Annotated in this window: 20 protein-coding genes; 14 read left to right on the top strand and 6 right to left on the bottom strand. The window is 39.8% G+C overall.

Features of this window, described 5'->3' with window-relative positions:
- Window position 1: 1 nt before the first annotated feature.
- The 6 genes from tadA to A9Z07_RS02280 all read left to right on the top strand — a co-directional run bounded on the left by tadA (window position 2) and on the right by A9Z07_RS02280 (window position 4,346).
- Entirely contained in the window at window positions 2–511 is a 510-nt protein-coding gene (gene tadA, locus A9Z07_RS02305; RefSeq protein ID WP_069576591.1) for a tRNA adenosine(34) deaminase TadA, read from the top strand.
- Window positions 512–577: 66 nt separating this feature from the next.
- A complete protein-coding gene (locus A9Z07_RS02300; RefSeq protein WP_004772501.1) occupies window positions 578–1,018 on the top strand; it encodes an SRPBCC family protein in 441 nt (146 codons plus the stop codon).
- 9 nt (window positions 1,019–1,027) lie between these two features.
- The gene (gene cmk / locus A9Z07_RS02295) at window positions 1,028–1,708 is read left to right on the top strand and encodes a (d)CMP kinase (protein WP_069576589.1); all 681 of its coding nucleotides are present in this window, start codon (window positions 1,028–1,030) and stop codon (window positions 1,706–1,708) included.
- Between the two features lie 115 nt (window positions 1,709–1,823).
- Window positions 1,824–3,506, top strand: a complete 1,683-nt coding sequence (rpsA, locus tag A9Z07_RS02290) for a 30S ribosomal protein S1 (RefSeq protein ID WP_004772497.1) — start codon at window positions 1,824–1,826, stop codon at window positions 3,504–3,506.
- Between the two features lie 157 nt (window positions 3,507–3,663).
- Complete coding sequence (locus A9Z07_RS02285) at window positions 3,664–3,966, top strand: integration host factor subunit beta (RefSeq protein WP_004653854.1); 303 nt, start codon at window positions 3,664–3,666, stop codon at window positions 3,964–3,966.
- 14 nt (window positions 3,967–3,980) lie between these two features.
- A complete protein-coding gene (locus A9Z07_RS02280) occupies window positions 3,981–4,346 on the top strand; it encodes a lipopolysaccharide assembly protein LapA domain-containing protein (RefSeq protein ID WP_004772496.1) in 366 nt (121 codons plus the stop codon).
- Window positions 4,347–4,431: 85 nt separating this feature from the next.
- On the opposite strand, the gene A9Z07_RS02275 is transcribed toward A9Z07_RS02280, so the two are convergent.
- Both A9Z07_RS02275 and A9Z07_RS02270 read right to left on the bottom strand, forming a co-directional pair.
- Window positions 4,432–4,758 carry an AzlD domain-containing protein gene (locus A9Z07_RS02275; protein WP_069576587.1) on the bottom strand — a complete coding sequence of 109 codons (327 nt, stop codon included), beginning with the start codon at window positions 4,756–4,758 and terminating at the stop codon, window positions 4,432–4,434.
- Entirely contained in the window at window positions 4,755–5,411 is a 657-nt protein-coding gene (locus A9Z07_RS02270; RefSeq protein ID WP_005257890.1) for an AzlC family ABC transporter permease, read from the bottom strand. Before A9Z07_RS02270 ends, A9Z07_RS02275 begins: the two co-directional genes overlap by 4 nt.
- A gap of 89 nt (window positions 5,412–5,500) precedes the next feature.
- On the opposite strand from A9Z07_RS02270, the gene A9Z07_RS02265 reads away from it, so the two are divergent.
- On the top strand, window positions 5,501–6,049 hold the full coding sequence (locus tag A9Z07_RS02265; RefSeq protein WP_004772490.1) for a helix-turn-helix domain-containing protein: 549 nt from the start codon (window positions 5,501–5,503) through the stop codon (window positions 6,047–6,049).
- A gap of 113 nt (window positions 6,050–6,162) precedes the next feature.
- Window positions 6,163–6,843, top strand: a complete 681-nt coding sequence (gene pyrF / locus A9Z07_RS02260) for an orotidine-5'-phosphate decarboxylase (protein ID WP_004772489.1) — start codon at window positions 6,163–6,165, stop codon at window positions 6,841–6,843.
- Window positions 6,844–6,855: 12 nt separating this feature from the next.
- Here pyrF and A9Z07_RS02255 read toward each other — a convergent pair whose 3' ends face one another.
- On the bottom strand, window positions 6,856–7,773 hold the full coding sequence (locus tag A9Z07_RS02255) for a lysine exporter LysO family protein (RefSeq protein ID WP_047427864.1): 918 nt from the start codon (window positions 7,771–7,773) through the stop codon (window positions 6,856–6,858).
- 227 nt (window positions 7,774–8,000) lie between these two features.
- Between A9Z07_RS02255 and A9Z07_RS02250 the strand changes: the two genes are divergently transcribed.
- The gene (locus tag A9Z07_RS02250; RefSeq protein ID WP_047427862.1) at window positions 8,001–8,576 is read left to right on the top strand and encodes a TetR/AcrR family transcriptional regulator; all 576 of its coding nucleotides are present in this window, start codon (window positions 8,001–8,003) and stop codon (window positions 8,574–8,576) included.
- 25 nt (window positions 8,577–8,601) lie between these two features.
- Here the strand turns inward: A9Z07_RS02250 and A9Z07_RS02245 are convergent, their stop codons facing one another.
- Both A9Z07_RS02245 and A9Z07_RS02240 read right to left on the bottom strand, forming a co-directional pair.
- Window positions 8,602–9,828 carry a multidrug effflux MFS transporter gene (locus A9Z07_RS02245; RefSeq protein WP_047427859.1) on the bottom strand — a complete coding sequence of 409 codons (1,227 nt, stop codon included), beginning with the start codon at window positions 9,826–9,828 and terminating at the stop codon, window positions 8,602–8,604.
- A 231-nt stretch (window positions 9,829–10,059) separates the two neighbouring features.
- Window positions 10,060–11,574, bottom strand: a complete 1,515-nt coding sequence (locus tag A9Z07_RS02240) for a flavin-containing monooxygenase (protein ID WP_069576585.1) — start codon at window positions 11,572–11,574, stop codon at window positions 10,060–10,062.
- Window positions 11,575–11,729: 155 nt separating this feature from the next.
- Here A9Z07_RS02240 and A9Z07_RS02235 point away from each other — a divergent pair, with 155 nt between their 5' ends.
- From A9Z07_RS02235 to A9Z07_RS02215, 5 genes are all read left to right on the top strand, one after another.
- On the top strand, window positions 11,730–12,749 hold the full coding sequence (locus A9Z07_RS02235; RefSeq protein WP_004772479.1) for an AraC family transcriptional regulator: 1,020 nt from the start codon (window positions 11,730–11,732) through the stop codon (window positions 12,747–12,749).
- A gap of 118 nt (window positions 12,750–12,867) precedes the next feature.
- The gene (gene zapE, locus A9Z07_RS02230; RefSeq protein ID WP_004772477.1) at window positions 12,868–14,013 is read left to right on the top strand and encodes a cell division protein ZapE; all 1,146 of its coding nucleotides are present in this window, start codon (window positions 12,868–12,870) and stop codon (window positions 14,011–14,013) included.
- A gap of 290 nt (window positions 14,014–14,303) precedes the next feature.
- Window positions 14,304–16,466: a malate synthase G gene (locus A9Z07_RS02225; protein WP_069576583.1), complete on the top strand. Its 2,163-nt coding sequence runs from the start codon at window positions 14,304–14,306 to the stop codon at window positions 16,464–16,466.
- 180 nt (window positions 16,467–16,646) lie between these two features.
- Window positions 16,647–17,267 carry a 2OG-Fe(II) oxygenase gene (locus tag A9Z07_RS02220; RefSeq protein WP_004772473.1) on the top strand — a complete coding sequence of 207 codons (621 nt, stop codon included), beginning with the start codon at window positions 16,647–16,649 and terminating at the stop codon, window positions 17,265–17,267.
- Window positions 17,268–17,344: 77 nt separating this feature from the next.
- Entirely contained in the window at window positions 17,345–18,010 is a 666-nt protein-coding gene (locus tag A9Z07_RS02215) for an SOS response-associated peptidase (RefSeq protein WP_069576581.1), read from the top strand.
- A gap of 55 nt (window positions 18,011–18,065) precedes the next feature.
- Here A9Z07_RS02215 and A9Z07_RS02210 read toward each other — a convergent pair whose 3' ends face one another.
- Entirely contained in the window at window positions 18,066–18,530 is a 465-nt protein-coding gene (locus tag A9Z07_RS02210; RefSeq protein WP_004772470.1) for a MarR family winged helix-turn-helix transcriptional regulator, read from the bottom strand.
- Window positions 18,531–18,862 lie beyond the last annotated feature (332 nt).

Genomic DNA, 18,862 nt, shown 5'->3' with positions numbered 1-18,862 from the left:
TATGACTGTAGAAAAACATAATGATGAATACTGGATGCAGCTTGCCTATGAGCAGGCTGCATTAGCGGCATCACAGGGAGAAATTCCTGTCGGTGCCGTTCTTGTCAGTGATGATCAGATCATTGGTGCAGGATATAATGCACCGATTAAACTTTCAGATCCCACTGCACATGCAGAAATACAGGCTTTACGTGCAGCGTGTCAGTCTTTAAATAACTACCGTTTGCCTGAAGATACGACACTGTATGTTACGCTTGAACCTTGTACCATGTGTGTGGGGGCTTTAGTGCATGCACGGGTGAAGCGTGTGGTTTTTGCCACGACTGAACCAAAAGCAGGTTCTCTGGTCAGTGCCAGACAATTACTCGAAAGTGGTTATTACAATCATAAATTTGTTTTTGAGCAAGGCTGTCTGCAAGCACAATGTTCCTTGCAGTTAAGTGATTTTTTCAAACAAAGAAGAAGTGAAAAGAAGAAAATCCGTTCGTCAAAAACGTCCTTAAATGATTAAAAATGTCTCATGAGTTATGGCACACTAAGCCTCCAATGTTTTTGGATATAATCAAAAGGCGAAGTTATGCGTAATGCAATCACGATAGAAAAAGAATTCAATGCACCGATCTCTGAGGTTTTTGACTTGTTGTCAAAACACGCAACCTATAACAAGGCATTTGCACCATTACAGGTGGTTCGTGTGAAAGATTCTGCTGATCCAGAACGTCCTGACGGGATTGGTTCAATTCGCCGCATGGGATTTGGTCCGATTAAACCGCTTCAGGAAGAAATCACGCTACTGGAAGAGAATAAACGAATTGAATATAAGTTGATCAATAATCCATTGGTAAAACACCATTTGGGGCAAATTGACTTTAAAGAAATCACACCTTTTGTAACTTTGGTGACCTATAAGATTGAATTTACAGCAAAAGCACCTTTTGTAAGTAAATTAGTTCTTGCACAACTCAAAGCAGCGATTACACTAGGTTTTTCAAAATTAGCCAAATCAGTTGCTTCATAAGAGATGGGAATGACAGTTCATATTATTACGATTGATGGTCCAAGTGGTTCTGGTAAGGGCACATTGGCTGCAAAAATTGCCGCACATTATGGTTTTAATTTATTAGATTCTGGTGCGTTATATCGTTTACTTGGGCTGTCTTTGTTTCAACATGGTTTGCTGGATCAGCTTGATATCAAGCTAGAGCAGTGTGTTGAATACGCCACACAGCTTGATATCGAATTTAAATCTACAGAAGTAGCAACACTTGTTTTTCTGGAAGGTGTTGATGTCACCAATACCATTCGCACAGAGCAGGTCGGTGAGTATGCATCTAAAGTGGCAACTGTTCCAGAATTAAGAAAAGCATTATTTGAACGTCAACGTGCATTTATTCAGGCGCCGGGTCTGGTTGCTGATGGACGTGATATGGCGACATCAATTTTTCCAGAAGCCCAAGCCAAGATTTATTTAACTGCATCGGCTGAATCTCGTGCAGAGCGTAGAGTAAAACAGTTGCAGGGTATGGGTCTTGATGCTAAAATAAGCGACATTTTATCTAACATACAGGCTAGAGATAAGAGAGATATGGAGCGAACTGTTGCTCCGCTCAAGCCAGCTGAAGACGCGTATGTCATTGATAGTTCTACAATAGGCATCAATGAAGTGTTTCAGTTAATGGTGGACTATATCGATAGCCGTATTCAATAGATAAACCCTTTTATTTTCAGTTGAAGCATTGCTTGATCAGATTTTTTGGACAATGTAACAACTTAACTAAACCGGCCTTGTCTGATCCAAGACCGCGGACTTTATCAGGTATATCATGACCGAATCTTTTGCAGCCCTCTTTGAAGAAAGTGAATTAAACCTCAACGTTGAAAAGGGTGCAGTCATCCAAGGTACTGTTGTTAGTATCGATTCTGACTGGGTTACTGTTGACACTGGCCTTAAATCTGAAGGCGTTGTTGACCGTGCTGAATTTTTAAATGAACAACGTGAACTTGAAGTTCAAGTTGGCGATACTGTTGACGTAGTTGTTGAAGCGCTTGACAACGGTATGGGTCAAACAGTTTTATCACGTGAAAAAGCGAAACGTGCTGAAACTTGGACTAAACTTGAGAAAATCTTTGAAGACGGCGAAATCGTTACTGGTGTTATCTCTGGTAAGGTTAAAGGCGGTTTCACTGTTGACATCGGCCCTGTACGTGCATTCTTACCAGGTTCTTTAGTTGACACTCGTCCTATCCGTGACACAACTCACCTTGAAGGTAAAGAGTTAGAGTTCAAAGTAATCAAACTTGATGCTAAACGTAACAACGTTGTTGTATCTCGTCGTGCAGTTATGGAAGCTGAATCTTCAGCTGACCGTGAAGCATTACTTGCTCAACTTGAAGAAGGTCAAACAGTTACAGGTACGATCAAGAACCTTACTGATTACGGCGCGTTCGTTGATCTTGGTGGTATTGACGGTCTTCTACATATCACAGATATGGCTTGGAAGCGTATCAAGCACCCTTCAGAAGTTGTTGAAGTTGGTCAAGAAGTTACAGTTAAAGTACTTAAGTTTGACCGCGAGCGTAACCGCGTATCTTTAGGCCTTAAGCAATTAGGCGAAGATCCATGGTTAGCGATCATGAGCCGTTACCCTAAAGGTTCTATCGTTAAAGCACGTGTAACTAACTTAACTGACTACGGTTGCTTCGCTGAAATCGCTGAAGGCGTTGAAGGCTTAGTACACGTTTCAGAAATGGACCACACTAACAAAAACATCCACCCATCTAAAGTTGTTCAGATCGGTGACGAAGTTGATGTTATGGTTCTTGAAGTTGACGAAGAACGTCGTCGTATTTCATTGGGTATCAAACAAACTCGTGCTAACCCATGGGAAGAGTTTGCTAAAGCAAATGAAAAAGGCGAAAAAGTTTCTGGTACGATCAAGTCAATCACTGACTTCGGTATCTTCATCGGTTTATCTGGTGGTATCGACGGTTTAGTACACTTGTCTGATATCTCTTGGAACGAACAAGGCGAAGAAGCAATTCGTCGTTACAAGAAAGGTGACACAGTTGAAGCAGTTATCTTATCTGTTGACGCTGAAGGCAACCGTATCAGCCTTGGTATCAAGCAATTAAACAGCGATCCATTTAATGACTTCTTGGCTGCGAATGAGCGCGGTGCTTTAGTTAAAGGTACTGTAACTGCTGTTGATGCTAAAGGTGCTACAGTTAAATTAGCTGATGACATCGAAGCAACACTTAAAGCTTCTGAAATCAACCGTGACCGCGTTGAAGATGCGACTAAATTCTTAGAAGTTGGTCAAGAAGTTGAAGCTAAGATCATCAACGTTGATCGCAAATCTCGCTCTATCAATTTGTCTATCAAAGCGAAAGACGAAGCTGAAGAGAAAGAAGCTGTGAACAATGCTCGCCAAGCTGCTGCAACTCAAGCTGCAGAAAGCAATGGTCCTAAGACTATTGGTGACTTAATTAAAGCTCAAATGAAGTAATTTGTTAAAAAGTACGTTTCTTGTAACAGAGACGTACTTTTTTATACAAAAATACTGTAAACGGTAGCGTAGTAATCATGTACTGCGCTACCGTTTTGTATTTAAACAGGTTATTATTAAAAACATTGGAAAGTAGCGATAATTAAAGAGGTCATCAATGACTACTGAAGCACTTAATAAATCTGATTTAATTGAACGGATTGCTCTTAAAAACCCACACTTGGCTGAACCTTTAGTTGAAGATGCAGTTAAGATCATGATTGATCAAATGATTGAAGCACTTTCAAGCGGTGATCGTATTGAGATTCGTGGTTTTGGTAGTTTTGCATTACATCACCGTGAACCACGTTTAGGCCGTAACCCTAAAACAGGTAAGTCAGTTGATGTTGCAGCGAAAGCAGTTCCACACTTTAAACCTGGTAAGGCACTTCGTGATGCAGTAAACGAATCTGCTGAATAAGTATTGAGGTCTTTATGCGTTATGTCTTAATTGCATTACTCGTTGCCATTTTTGGTTATTCACTTGCTTTGGTACTTCAAAACCCGGCTGAGCTACAAGTAGACTTGTTATTTACTCAAGTTCCAGCGATGCGTTTGGGGTTATTACTTTTATTGACGTTAGTCTTAGGTGTTGTTGTTGGTTTACTTCTAGGCGTACAGGTTTTCCGCGTTTTCCAAACCAGTTGGGAAATTAAGAGATTGCGCAAAGATATTGATCATCTTCGTAAAGAGCAAATTCAACTTGCACAGCAAGCTGCCGCAGAAGCTGCTGCGAGTGTAAGACATGAGAAAACGGTTTTGGATATTAACCCAGAAAGTCAGCCGCGTACTCCGTTATAAATTTTATATTGTAGCCTTATAAAATCTTGATGATTGTATAAGGCCCTTAAAAGCTCTTTATTGGATTAAAGAGCTTTTTTTGTTTTTATGTTAAACCGAAATATCTCAACATAGCGGTAATGAGCATGGCGACTAAAATCACCACAATAAGAGAATATTTTTTCCATGCAAAAATGATTGCAACCGAAACGCCAATAATTTTACTGATGCCACTAAAATGAGCTTCAGTAAAAATTGTATTAAATACCGCTAAGGTGAACAGCAGAACACAGGCAGAATCAGCCAATAATTGTTTATGATGCTCTTTGATCTCAATGCGATTTGCCAGATAAAAGCCTGAATAACGGATCAGGTACGTCCCTAAAGCAAGTACAACAATGCCGATGAAGATATAACTTTCGCTGTATTTCATTTTGTTTTTCGACCTATCATTAAACCAAGCATGGACACTAAAACAGGAAGTCCTGTTGGCAGTAAGGGAATAGAAGCTAAGGAAAGTGATGTGCCTAGAAATACTCGATTTCGTGTGGTTTTATTCTTGAGCATCGGCAGGATCAAGGCAAAAAGAATGGCTGGGAATGCTGCATCAATGCCAAAGACGTAGATATCAGGAATATTTTTGCTCAGCAGATAACCGATGAATACACCGAGTGGCCAAAGTATGCTGATGCCTAGGCCACACATCCAGTAAGCCCATTTTTTCAAATGTGCTTCTTGTTGACTCAGTCCGAACATCACACTTTCATCATTCATGATGTGACAGGCAATAAAGTGATAGACATTTTTCTCAATAAATGTTGCAACCGATAATCCAAAAGGCAAATGACGCAAATTGATGAGTATACCTGTGAATGCGGCAAATACAGGATTTGCTCCTGTTGCAATCATGCCAATAAAAGTAAATTCAGCTGCACCTGCCAATACAGTTAAGGAAAGAGCGAGAGGAATCCACATGGGCAGGTCAAAACTGGCTGCAACTGATCCAAGAGAAATCCCGACAATTCCTGTTGCGACTGAGATGAGAATGATGGCTTTGATTAAGTTATAGCGTTCTTTATCTTGCATCTTTATTTTCTATATCAAACGACCGTACGATATAATAGATTAATTTTATATCGTTCGTCAAAACGAACAATCGTTTTTTATGGTGATTTATGGCATTGCCAATTGAAATTGTTGCAAAGGGTTTGCAAAGAGAGAGACAAAAAGCAGGACTGTCATTGGCAGAAGTCGCGCGTCGGGCGGGTATAGCCAAATCAACCTTGTCACAATTGGAAGCTGCACAAGGAAATCCTAGTCTGGAAACATTGTGGGCCTTGTGTGTGGCTTTAGATATTCCATTTGCAAAGTTAATGGAAAGCAATATTGCACAAACTCAGGTCATTCGTTTTGGCGAAGGGCCATCTGTTTCCTCTGAAATTGCCCATTATCAAGCGATCCTATTGGCCAATTGTCCTACGGGCGCCAGACGTGATGTATATATGCTCACCACACAGCCTGGTGAACCACGTTGCAGTCAGCCGCATCCGATTGGCAGTATTGAGCATATTGTGATTATGAAAGGTCAGGCCAGAGTAGGCTTAATTTCCGAGCCAGTTTTGCTGAATGAAGGAGACTATATTTGTTATCCTGCCGATCAGCCCCATATTTTTGAGGCTTTGCAAGACGATACTAGAGCAATTCTTATTTCCGAGCAGAGATAAGGGCTATTTCTGTATGATCGAAACGCTTTTTTGCATTATGGGTGCTTTCTTGCTTTGTTCATGCTGTGAATCACTTTATAATTAACTGATTTTTATGTGATGGAACTAGATTCGTGAGTATTATTGTTGCCCTAGACGCAAAAAGCCAATATGACGCCTTAACAATTGTTGATCAGCTTGATCCGTCACTTTGCCGTGTGAAAGTTGGCAAAGAGCTTTTTACTCATGAAGGTCCATCAATTGTGAAAAACTTGCAAGACAAAGGTTTTGAAGTTTTTCTTGATCTAAAGTTCCATGATATCCCGAACACTACCGCTCAAGCAGTATGTGCTGCTGCCGACTTAGGTGTATGGATGGTGAATGTGCATGCTTCAGGCGGCCGTAAGATGATGGAAACTTGCGTTGAACGATTGAAGGCCGGCAACTATCAGACTCAGTTGATTGCAGTGACTGTATTAACGTCAATGGGACGTGAAGATTTGCGTGATATCGGTCTGGATATCGAGCCAGTTGAACAAGTGAAGCGTTTAGCAAAACTCACTCAGGAAAGCGGGCTAGATGGTGTGGTATGCTCAGCACAAGAAGCTAAGATCCTTCGCGATATGTTAGGTCAACAGTTTGCATTGGTGACACCAGGGATTCGTCCAGAGGGTTCAAATGCAGATGACCAAAAACGTATTGTTACCCCAAAACAGGCTATGCTTGATGGTTCAACGCATTTAGTAATTGGTCGTCCAATCACTAAAGCGGAAAAACCGACTGAGATGTTGAAATCAATTTTGGCTTCGATTTAATGAAGTCAAAGTTTAAAACTTCATACTGAGAAATAAGCTGATTAAGAGTGGTGCGAGGAGCGACAGAATCAATCCACTCATCATGGCATGTGGTACATAATGTGTGCCACATGACTGTTTCACCATCGCAAGCGTTACATCCATTGAGGTAGCGCCTGCGCTGGAAATCGCAGAGCGTGGAAAGCGCCAACCTAAACAATACATCAATAAAATCGCAAAGATTTCTCTAAATAAATCGGTTAACAGGGCAATACCACCTAGTTTGGCCGAATGCAGTTCGGTAAATAAAATTCCGGACATTGAATACCAGCCATAACCTTGAGCTAAAGCCATAACTTCATTCAGGCTGTAATGATTCGATAGAATAAAATAGTTAACAATTGCTGCAAGACAAGATCCAATAAACGCTGCGACAGGCACCAATAAGATTTTCCAGCTTAACCAGCTACGATCGAATTGAGTAAAGGCCAGTTCAATACCAATCAAGAAAATAAAGATTAATAATAAATACCAGCTATTAAAGGCAATATGCAGATCTAATTTTTGAATAAGCATACCCAAGCCAATACCCACGGCTAAGGCCAGAAAGGCTTTTCCAATGTTTTTCAGTGCATTTAGAAACAAGTGGAGTGAAATTTTCCCTTGCACGCTTTGGCGATCAATTAGCTTATACGTCATTAAACAAATAAAAAAAGAACCAATCGAAGTGGTAAATGCAATGAGTACTGCTGGTGGCAAGATTGCGGCTGGATTTTGAATATGGTTGAGTGCTTGCGTGAGTTCAAACGCAACACTGACCAGTAAAATATAAGAGAAATAAGGAAGAATTTTAAATACAAATTTTTTTAGTGATTGAGATAAATGCGGTGCGATAAAATAGCCTAAGCTGATACAAACAAAAATTTGGAAAATCAGAACAAAAGAGGTCATACGATCAGAGCGTTGAAAGTGCTGATTTATTATGCAGGGAAATCTGATAGTTGGGTAGATTTATATATCATTTGATCAACAAAATTTGGGGCTGAAACAATGCGAAAGAATTGAACAGAGCATCTCGCACATTTTTTATTTTTAGATGCAGATTGAATGAGCTGATTCATCTATGAATATCGCATGAGGTGAAATATACTTTTATCAGTACAAGAGGTAGATGATTTGTGACAGCAGCTAAGATTCAAAAATATGCATTGGAACGTTTTGCAAAACAGGGCTTTGCCGCCACGTCATTGAATGAAATTGCGACTGATGTTGGTATAAAAAAACCTTCGATTTATGCACATTTTAAGAATAAGGATGAGCTCTATCTCAGCCTGATTCCCATCATGATTGATGAAGAACTGGGATATGCCAAAACAATTTTGCAAGGTGGGGAGCATCTACAACAACAATTGCATGATTATTTTATCAGCATCGAACAGCGCTTTAATGAGTCTTATGCGGTTCAGTTCTGGATGAATGCTTTGATCAGTCCACCCGTGCATTTGTATGATCAGGTGATTGAGCCGATGCATGTGTTTATGGCTGATCTGGAACAGTTATTTTCGCAAGCGATTCAGAATTCTGAAGTGGCTAAAAATCAGCATCAACTCGATTCCCAGACACTTGCTCGGGTATGCATGAGTTTTGTGGATGCATTGCAAAGTGAATTGATTTATGGCGGTCAAGAAAAGTTCCGACTTCGTCTGGATGCCATCTTAAAAGCATTGAATGTATTGATCAGTACCTCAATTTAAAAGGTACTGATGCGTGTGAATATCATTATTCAGCTTCTGCAACAGGAAAGCGAGCCCGTTGTCCTGAGGCGGCAAAAATAGATAAGCCCAGTGCGATACTGCCACAGATGAATAAACTTGCAGGAAGCAGGCTGATATTAACGTCCATAAAGCTGACAATAAAACCAATCAGTGAAGCAAAAGCATATTGGAGTAAGCCCATTAATGATGAGGCTGCACCGGTTAAATGCTGTGGGCTTTGTTGCATGGTAAGTGCGGTGACGTTACCAAAGATAAATCCTGTAGACCAAATACTTAGTCCCAAAAGAATAATGTATTGCCACAAGCTTAAATCATAAAAAGACACACTCGTTAGCAGAATCAAGCTGGCCCCACTAAATATACACATTCCAAGTATCAGTAAGCGTTGCGCCGACCAGCGTTTTAATAACAGGATTGAAACTTGCCCAAGAATGATTAGTCCAATCGCATTGGCTGCGAATAAGGTACTAAAAGTTTCATTATGAATATGATAATGCTGAATAAAAATAAAAGGTGACTGGCTTAGGTAAACAAAGAAAGCACCCAAGATAAGACCACCAGCAAGAGTGTAGGCCGTAAAGCTTTTATTTAAGCTCAAGGTTTGATAACTGGTTTTGATTGTGGCGAGTTGGAGTGGCTGACGATATTCAGGCTTTAAGGTTTCGGGTATGGCGTAATTGCCCCAGAACCATAAGATTGTACCAAGTACGGCCAATGTATAGAAAATAAGTGTCCATGATCCGAAGCGAAGAATAAAGCTACCAAATAAAGGGGCAATGATTGGAATGATCATCATCACCTGCATCAGGATGGAAAAGTTTTTGGCACTACTTTGTGCATCGCATACATCCGAAATAATCGCTCTAGGTACAACTAAACCCGCGGATGCGCCGATGGCTTGTAAGAATCGAGCAGCCAGTAACCATTCAATCGACGGTGCAATTGCAGCCAGTAATGAACCTAAAATGAAGATCGCAATACCGATTAGCAAAGGTTTACGGCGTCCAAAACGATCAAGTAAAGGCCCGTAAATCCCTTGACCAATTGCAAGACCAATCAAGAAGACCGAGAGCGTCAATTGAACTTGTCCAGGCGTGGTTGCAAAGCTTTCTGCAAGTAGGGGAAATGCAGGTAAATAAATATCAATCGCCAGCGCATCTAAAGCGGTAAATAAGGAGAGCAGCAGTAACAAAGACCAACTGATTTTTGAAATTGGAGGAGCAGATTGCATATCTTGTAAACTCGAGTGCAGAAAGCGAACAGGTATTAGTAACTACCTAACGGTAGGTAGTTAAAATCTTAGCATGAATTTTTTGTTTTTGCCTATAAAAAGAAATGTGGCTTTAAATTGGAAAAGATAAAGGAATAAAGAGCGGGTAAGCAGGAGGTATAAGTCGTTGTATCATTCAGAAATAAAAAAGCCCCTAAGAAGTTCAAGGGCTTTTTAACTGTATTTTGCTATTTATGCAGCATTGGATTTGGCAGCAGTTGAGCTATTGATAAAATTATAATCAGCCACGTTTACTTTGCGTGTCTCTAACCAATATATCCACGTATAGGTTGGCCATAGTGAGAAGTTTTTGCCATCAGCAGCCTGATACCAACTGCTACAGCCACCCGCTTGCCAGACCGTACCTTTCAGTTGCTCTTGTACACGCTCATTAAACTGATCTTGAACATCCTGCTTGATTTCGACAGCTTGAGTCTTGGTTTGATCGACAGTTTGAATCAATTGCAGAATGTAGTTCACCTGTGATTCGATCATGAAAATCACAGAGTTATGACCAAGAATAGTATTTGGCCCAAGTAACTGAAACAAATTCGGGAAGTTTTTGGTGCTGATACCATAATAGCTTTCCGCGCCATCTTTCCATGCTTGTTTGAGTTCAATACCGTTACGACCAATGCAATTGAAATGCTTTAAGTAAATACGTGGGTCAGTAATAAAGCCAGTTCCATAAATTAGGCAATCAATTTGGCGTTCTTTGCCATCTTTAGTGATGATGCCATTCGCTGTAATTTCCTGAATAGCATCCGTCACTAGTTCAACATTGTCACGGTTAAAGGTCGGGAAGTATTTATTAGAAATCAAAATACGTTTACAGCCCATCACAAAGTCTGGGGTTAATTTTTTTGCCAGTGCTTTGTCTTTTACCTGAAAACGGATAAAAGCTTCCGCCAGTTTTTGACCATATTTCATTATTTGTGGCTGTACAATCGGCACGACACGAGATTCATTGGTCCAGTACAGACGGGTACGATGAATTTGACGATAGATGTTTGAAGCTTTAAAGAGTGTTTTGCTGAGCTGTGAGTATTTGCGTTCATCACGTGGAATTACCCAAGCTGCGGTACGTTGTAATACATAGAGCTGCTTCACTTCGGGTGCAATTTCTGGAATGTACTGAATGGCACTACCACCTGTACCAATGGATGCAACTGATTTACCTGTTAAATCATAATCGTGATCCCATTGAGATGAATGGAACACTTTACCCTTAAAGTTCTCAATTCCTTTGACATGAGGAATTTGTGGAACATGTAACGGGCCAGAAGCAAAAATCACAAATTGTGCTTCAATAGTGGCTTGGTCTTTAAAGTCCAATGTCCAGATATTGCGGTTTTCATCAAACTCGGCTTTGGTCACTTCATGTCCGAATTTACAATAGTCTTTTAATTTGTATTGTTCAGTGATGTCTTGAATATAGGTAAAGATCTCATCTGCTTCTGCATAACGTTTTGACCAATCGGTTTTCGGCGCAAATGAAAGGGAATACATATGCGACTGCACATCACATGCTGCGCCTGGATATTGGTTTTCACGCCACGTGCCACCCACGTCATTGGTTTTTTCTAAAATTACAAAATCATGGATTTGACTTTGTAACAGGCGAATGGCCATTGCTAAACCACCAAAACCTGCACCAATAATTGCCACTTTTGTTTTTTGAATCGCATTTTTGGTTACATCACGCATAGCGTATATCCTGCACAGCTAAATTTTGTGCAAGTTTAACGGTTTTATCCAGATTAAATATGATTGTACCGACGTAAAACTTGACCATTTCGGCAATTCATTTGCTCAGACTTTTATAGTAAAACATTAAAGTTTTGAGAACTGTATTCGGAACTATGAAGAGATCTATCCTCGGATTGATGTATTTGATTCAAGGCATGCGTCATGTCGGCATTGATGTGGATGCACGTTTAGCAAATATGGGTATACAAGCCGATGCTTTAGATCCAGCTTCAATTATTCCTGATGAGATCGAATGGGATATCTTGCAACATATTAGTCAGGATATTTCACCTGAACAAGGTCTGTTCATCGGACAACATTATGCGTTGGCAGGTTATGGGCCATTTCTGATGTTATTGGTCACCAGTGAAACTCTCCATAAGGCTTTACTGAATGGTGTGCAATTTCAGCAGTTGACTCATTTATTTGGTTCTTTGCATCTCGAAATTAAAGAAGATTTTATTCATTTGTTCTATCAGCCTGTTGATCTGAATACGCATTTAGGTCAATTGCGAGCACAATGCGAAATTTCAGGTACGTATAAGTTCTTACAAGATATTTTTAAAATGATGGGATTAGAGATCCCTAATATTCGGATTGAATTGCCATTTACCCGTCCGAAAGACTTAAATTTGCTTGCAGCCTATCAGGATTATTATGGAATAGATGTCAAATTTGGATGTAGAGAGGCTGCTTTCATATTAGAAAATACTCAAATACTCAACATTAAGATCCCATCTGCTGATGTATTGACCTATCGCATTTATGAAGAAAAATGCCTAGCGGATATTCAAAATCTAGAAAAAAGTGCCAGTCTAAAATTGACAGTGGTCGAATATGTTAAGGATTATCTGGAAATGCAAAATGGGGTCATTCCGACGATGGCAGAAACGGCCTGTGCTTTGCATATTCCTGAGCGAACTTTAAGGCACCAATTGCAGCAAATGCAGACCAGCTATAAAGAAATTCGTGAAAAGCTGATCCAGCAGAAGGCCATAAAATTCATCGAAAACAGTTCATATTCGATTGAACAGGTGGCTGAAATGTTGGGTTATTCTGAGCCGGCAGCGTTCAATCATGCCTTTAAAAGGTGGTTTGGATTGAGCCCAAGACAATATAATCGCAATCATTAAATGATTAAAAATGGTACATTATGATGTTTAAACTCTATGATAATTAAGCCTAAAATCTAATGTCATTGAACGGAATGTTCGATATAATTTTCACCAATTAAAATTGCAATAACACCTTATGTCAAATTCTAAACCAGACTCACATAGCACTGCATTTATCCCAACGTCACCTGCTGAGCGTTATACTCAAGCACTTGAGTCAGGACAATTCATGCCAGATGAAGCACAAGCTCAGGCTGTGCGAGAGTTAGACCGAGTATGGAAAGAGTTACTCACTCGCTATAAGGCGTCTAAGAAAGCGTTTCGACGTTTCCGTCGTCAAACCTATCCGAAAGGCGTTTATATGTGGGGTGGTGTAGGCCGTGGCAAGACGTGGCTGATGGATCAGTTTTACGAATCTGTTCCATTCCGCCGTAAAATGCGTATGCATTTCCATCACTTTATGCAACATGTCCACAAAGAGTTGAATAAGCTTTCAGGTCAACGCAATCCTTTAGATTTGGTTGCGGATCAGATTTATAAAGATGCTGTTGTAATTTGCTTTGACGAATTTTTCGTATCGAACGTTACAGATGCAATGATCCTGAGCGATTTGTTCCAGAAGTTATTTGAGCGTGGCATTACGCTGGTTGCAACGTCAAATATTGCACCAGATGGTTTGTATAAGAACGGGATTCATCGTGACCGATTCTTGCCAACCATTGAGCTGGTCAAGAAAAACTGTGTCGTTTTAAACGTAGATGCCGGTGTGGATTATCGTTTACGTGTTTTGAAACAAGCACAATTATTCAAGTATCCATTAACGGATGATGCTCAAGCTTGGTTATCTGGTCGTTTTAAAGCCTTAACCCAAACGCAGGCGCAATCTAATTCTCCAATCATGATCAATAATCGTGTGGTAGAGACTTTAGGCCATACTGAAGATGTATTGTGGTGTGAATTCTCTGAATTATGTTTTAAACCGCGTAGTCCAGCCGACTTTATTGAAATTGCCAACATTTACAATACCGTGCTGGTGAGTAATGTTCCGCATTTGACAGATTTCTTGTCAGAAGGAACACGCCGTTTTATTTATCTGGTCGATGAATTCTATGACCGTGGTGTAAAACTGATTCTTACCTCTGAAGATTCAATCATTGATCTGTATGAGGGTGAGAAACTGGCATTTGAAATTGAACGGACGCGTTCACGTTTATTGGAAATGCAATCGGATGATTATCTACATTCCGAGCATCGACAGATTCAGGTCGCACAAACTTCATAAATTAAAAAGGCATTCTTCTGAATGCCTTTTTTTATAAACTTACATTGATAAGGCTTTATTCCTGACTGATTTTTGTTATAACTAGATGAGTTTGAAAAGGGAGTATGTTGCAGAACTAGAAAGAAAAGCATCGACATTTGATATTTTGATAAATATAAAAAATCTTGTTTGTCAATACTTCTAATGGGGAAAATGCTTACTATTTAGGAATGTGATATTACTATTCAGGCTAGTATAAATCAGTATACTAGAATTCTTGTTATAAAAAGTTAGCACCATCAGGAAAGACAATGACTGTACGTATTCAAAAAGGCAAGCTAGCGATTGCTAAAGAACTTTATGATTTCATCGAAAATGAAGCTTTACCAGGGACTGGTTTAGAGAGTGAAACTTACTGGAAAAACTTCGAGCAAGTCGTTGTCGACCTTAGCCCAAAGAACAAGGCATTATTGGCTAAGCGTGATGATCTTCAAGCGAAGATTGATGAATGGCACCGTAATAATAAATTTGAACTTAATGCTTATAAAGCATTCTTAATCGAGATTGGTTATCTGGTACCAGAAGTTGCAGACTTTAAAGTAAGCACTGAAAATGTAGATGAAGAAATTGCTTTACTTGCAGGCCCTCAATTGGTTGTACCTGTACGTAATGCACGTTACTGCCTAAACGCAGCCAATGCACGTTGGGGTTCTTTATATGACGCGCTTTACGGTACAGATGTCATCTCTGAAGAAGGTGGTGCAGAGAAAGGTAAGGGTTATAACCCAGTTCGTGGTGACAAGGTTATCGCTTTTGCTAAAGACTTCTTGAATCAAACTTTTCCATTGGCACAAGGTTCACATGCAGATGCAACCAAATATGCAGTTGTAAACAACGCTTTGGCTGTGACTTTAAAAGATGGTTCAACCACTGATTTGGCTCATCCATCTCAATTTGTTGGCTTTAATGGCGATGCTGCGGCTCCTGCAGAAATCGTACTCTTAAATAATGGCTTGCACGTGATCATTGAGATCGATGCGAATAGCCCAGTGGGTAAAACTGATGCGGCGGGTGTAAAAGATTTAACACTTGAAGCTGCTGTAACCACGATTCAGGATTTGGAAGACTCGGTTGCTGCGGTTGATGCAGAAGAGAAAGTTGAAGGCTACCGTAACTGGTTAGGCTTGATGAAAGGTGACTTACAAGAGTCAATCGAGAAAAATGGTAAAACCATTACCCGTGCTTTGAATAAAGATCGTACTGTACAAAACCTGATTGGTGGTACAACTACTTTACATGGTCGTTCATTGATGTTGCTTCGTAATGTTGGGCATTTAATGACTAACCCTGCGATCCTTGTAGATGGTGAAGAAGTATTTGAAGGCATCATGGATGCATTAGTGACGCCATTACTTACAGTTGCTGATATCCGTGGTCAAAACGAGAACAAAAACTCTCGTAAAGGTTCAATGTATATCGTTAAGCCCAAAATGCATGGTCCAGAAGAAGTTGCGTTTGCTGTTGAATTGTTTGAACGTGCTGAACAAGCGATTGGTTTACCTGCAAAATCGCTCAAAATCGGGATTATGGATGAAGAACGCCGTACATCTGTAAACTTGAAGAACTGTATTGCTGCTGCAAAAGATCGTACGATCTTCATCAATACTGGTTTTATGGATCGTACGGGTGATGAAATTCATACGTCTATGGAAGCTGCGCCAGTTGTTCGTAAAGAAGCAGTTAAAACACAAAAATGGATTGCTGCTTACGAAAACCGTAACGTTGCAATTGGTTTGGCATGTGGTTTACAAGGCAAAGCGCAAATTGGTAAAGGCATGTGGCCAAAACCAGACAGCATGAAAGATATGTTGGCAACCAAAACGGCTCATCCAAACGCGGGTGCATCTTGTGCATGGGTTCCATCTCCAACAGGTGCGGTACTTCATGCCTTGCATTACCATCAGATCAATGTAAAAGCGCGCCAAGATGAATTAGCTGCTGAAAACATGTTGTCTTTAGATGACTTGTTAACACCGCCGTTTGCACCAGAAACAAACTGGACTGCGGAAGAGTTAAACAATGAACTTGAAAATAACTGTCAAGGTATCTTGGGTTATGTAGTTCGTTGGGTAGATTTAGGTGTTGGTTGTTCTAAAGTGCCAGACATCAATAACGTTGGTTTAATGGAAGACCGTGCAACATTACGTATTTCATCTCAACACGTTGCAAACTGGCTGCGTCACGGTATCGTAACGCGTGAACAGGTTGAAGAAGTGCTTAAGCGTATGGCTGTGATTGTTGATCAGCAAAATGCTAATGATCCACTTTATACGCCAATGGCACCTAACTTTGATGGTATTGCGTTCCAAGCTGCTTCTGACTTGATCTTCAAAGGTGCAGAGCAGCCATCTGGCTATACAGAGCCATTGCTACACGCAGCGCGTTTAAAATTAAAAGGTTATACAGGTGATTAATTTCATCTAAATAAAAAAAGCCTCTTCGGAGGCTTTTTTTATGTCTACGAGTTGGAAAGATAAGGTTTATTCATTGTTATTGAGCTAAGCATCGAATGTTTTAAAAACAGGATAAAACAGATTAGCACCGAAATATTTGTTATAATTATTGCAGTTTGATCATTTAGCCGAATCATAGCGATGTCACAAATTTTAAAATTAGATGCTTTAAAACAGGCGCAAGTTTCAACTTCGCCATATCCTTACTTTGTGGTGGAAAATTCAATTGTAGACAGCGAAGTGAAAGCTGTGATTCAGGATTTTCCAAAGATTGAGCAAGGTGGAAGCTATAACATTGAAGATGTTGAGATTAAGCCTAATTTTGATCGTTTCTTAAAATCATTAGATACCAAAGAATTTCGTCAGATTTTAACTGAAAAATTTGATGTGGATGTGATGGAACATCCGATGATGATCACTTTACGTGGTTATTCACGTCAAAAAGATGGTCGTATCCACTCGGATTCAAAAACCAAACTTTTGACCATCCTGATTTATTTAAATGAATCTTGGGATGCACCTACAGGTCGTCTACGTATCTTGAATGATGAAAAGAACATGGATGATTATGTTGCAGAGATCGATGCTGGCCCGGGTACATTGGTTGCTTTTAAAGTTACCGATAACGGCTGGCATGGTTATGTCCCTTATGAAGGACAACGTCAATCAATCCAGATTAACTTTTTAACCAGTGATAAAGCCAATGCCAAGCACCGCTTTATTCATGGTTTAAGTGCAAAAATGAAAAAATTATTTGGCTAATATTGGCTGAATAGAAAGAGGAGGGTTGATACCTCCTTTTTTTAACTTTATTTTCGAAGGTGAATACTGAACGAACTATGTGTGCCAACTTTAAACCACTGACAGACGAGCAAGCGAAGCAGCTTGGTTTGCCTCCGATTCCATTTGAATATGTAGAAGAGGTTTATCCAAGCTATAAAACCCCTTTGTTGTTTAAATCGGAACAAGGGTTTGAGTGGCGCAATGTGTTATTTGGTTTGGTGCCGAAATGGTCGGAAGATATTAATATTTCCAAGCATACCTATAACGCCCGACATGAAACACTGTTTCAAAAGCCGAGTTTTCTGGAAGCTGCTTCCAAATGTAAGTTTGGCGTCATTCCAGTCACTGAGTTTTATGAAAGTAAGTACATTGATAATAAACCGCAACGTTGGGCAGTACGCCGTAAAGATGGAAAGGCTTTCTTTATTGCGGCGTTATATGAGATCAGAAAGCTAAATGATCAGGTGATCCGCTCAGCCACCATGCTAACGATGGATGCCATAGACCACCCGATGATGAAGGATTTTCATGAACCAGGTGATGTCAAACGATCTGTAGTGGTGATTCCGTATGAGCGTTTAGATGAATGGTTAAGCTTAAAACAGCCCCATCAGCTTTATAATTTTATGACGGGTTTCCCTGTGGAAGAGTTTGAGTGTCTACATGTTCCCAAAGCAAAAATTGAGAAAGTGACACCGCAGTTAAATATGTTTGATTTTTAATTTTCAAATAAAAAAGGCTTCATGATGGAAGCCTTTTTTATCTTTTATCATTGTATTAACGTGCAAGATTTTTAAACATATGACGCAGAATTTCCATGGTCTTTTCAATTTGCAATGGTGTTAAACCGTCAAAAGATTGTTCTAAGATGACTGCAGTCAGGTCATTGATCTTGGTAATCATTTCTTGACCTTTTTCAGTAAGGTAAACACGAGTAATACGTCCATCTTCCTTGCATGAATAGGTGTCAATATAACCTTCATCTTTCAGGCGATAAACGATCTTGGTGGTGGTCGACATTTTTGAAATGACCATCTCGGAAAGTTCAGATACGCTGGCATGCGGTTTGACGTGCAAGGCAATCAAAATGCGGCGACGTGAATTGTCTAGACCGTACTTTTTCAGCACATTGTCGATGTTTTGGACATACTGAGCATTTACTTGAGAAATCCAGTAAAAAGGGAAGTCTTCCAGATTAAATGAATCGGCTGTAGGTAAAAAACGCGCATATTTTTTTGGCATTACTTATTTCCTATGCTTGCACAAGGAGCTAATCCAATTTAGCTCTTAGATTCCATGAAATGTCTACAATTTGCCTGTTAACAAAAATCCTTTTCCTGATTTTTTTAACATCCCATTTTTAACATCTTTGCCTAAAGATAATCTTTAAATTATCTTTGTTCTGAATAGAGAAGTCATCATAAAATTCACATAAATCAGCTATTAAAGATGAACTATCCAGTCGTCTAACCCTAAAGGGGGTTCTACAGTTTCGCATTGCTGCTTGTTTATAGAATACTCGTATTGTAGAAAAAAAATACGAATTTTGACGTGACATTTTTATAAAAATTTCT

The sequence above is a fragment of the Acinetobacter sp. YK3 genome (assembly GCF_001729365.1).
Taxonomy (GTDB): domain Bacteria; phylum Pseudomonadota; class Gammaproteobacteria; order Pseudomonadales; family Moraxellaceae; genus Acinetobacter; species Acinetobacter vivianii.
The sequence above is the reverse complement of the archived record's forward strand: the minus strand, read 5'-3'. Positions and strand labels throughout refer to the sequence as shown.

Bases quoted from the DNA above. Each gene is read 5' to 3' on its own strand.
- tadA (WP_069576591.1), top strand. From the start codon at position 2: ATGACTGTAGAAAAACATAATGATGAATACTGGATGCAGCTTGCCTAT.
- A9Z07_RS02300 (WP_004772501.1), top strand. From the start codon at position 578: ATGCGTAATGCAATCACGATAGAAAAAGAATTCAATGCACCGATCTCT.
- cmk (WP_069576589.1), top strand. From the start codon at position 1,028: ATGACAGTTCATATTATTACGATTGATGGTCCAAGTGGTTCTGGTAAG.
- rpsA (WP_004772497.1), top strand. From the start codon at position 1,824: ATGACCGAATCTTTTGCAGCCCTCTTTGAAGAAAGTGAATTAAACCTC.
- A9Z07_RS02285 (WP_004653854.1), top strand. From the start codon at position 3,664: ATGACTACTGAAGCACTTAATAAATCTGATTTAATTGAACGGATTGCT.
- A9Z07_RS02280 (WP_004772496.1), top strand. From the start codon at position 3,981: ATGCGTTATGTCTTAATTGCATTACTCGTTGCCATTTTTGGTTATTCA.
- A9Z07_RS02275 (WP_069576587.1), bottom strand. From the start codon at position 4,758: ATGAAATACAGCGAAAGTTATATCTTCATCGGCATTGTTGTACTTGCT.
- A9Z07_RS02270 (WP_005257890.1), bottom strand. From the start codon at position 5,411: ATGCAAGATAAAGAACGCTATAACTTAATCAAAGCCATCATTCTCATC.
- A9Z07_RS02265 (WP_004772490.1), top strand. From the start codon at position 5,501: ATGGCATTGCCAATTGAAATTGTTGCAAAGGGTTTGCAAAGAGAGAGA.
- A9Z07_RS02255 (WP_047427864.1), bottom strand. From the start codon at position 7,773: ATGACCTCTTTTGTTCTGATTTTCCAAATTTTTGTTTGTATCAGCTTA.
- A9Z07_RS02245 (WP_047427859.1), bottom strand. From the start codon at position 9,828: ATGCAATCTGCTCCTCCAATTTCAAAAATCAGTTGGTCTTTGTTACTG.
- A9Z07_RS02240 (WP_069576585.1), bottom strand. From the start codon at position 11,574: ATGCGTGATGTAACCAAAAATGCGATTCAAAAAACAAAAGTGGCAATT.
- A9Z07_RS02235 (WP_004772479.1), top strand. From the start codon at position 11,730: ATGAAGAGATCTATCCTCGGATTGATGTATTTGATTCAAGGCATGCGT.
- zapE (WP_004772477.1), top strand. From the start codon at position 12,868: ATGTCAAATTCTAAACCAGACTCACATAGCACTGCATTTATCCCAACG.
- A9Z07_RS02225 (WP_069576583.1), top strand. From the start codon at position 14,304: ATGACTGTACGTATTCAAAAAGGCAAGCTAGCGATTGCTAAAGAACTT.
- A9Z07_RS02220 (WP_004772473.1), top strand. From the start codon at position 16,647: ATGTCACAAATTTTAAAATTAGATGCTTTAAAACAGGCGCAAGTTTCA.
- A9Z07_RS02215 (WP_069576581.1), top strand. From the start codon at position 17,345: ATGTGTGCCAACTTTAAACCACTGACAGACGAGCAAGCGAAGCAGCTT.
- A9Z07_RS02210 (WP_004772470.1), bottom strand. From the start codon at position 18,530: ATGCCAAAAAAATATGCGCGTTTTTTACCTACAGCCGATTCATTTAAT.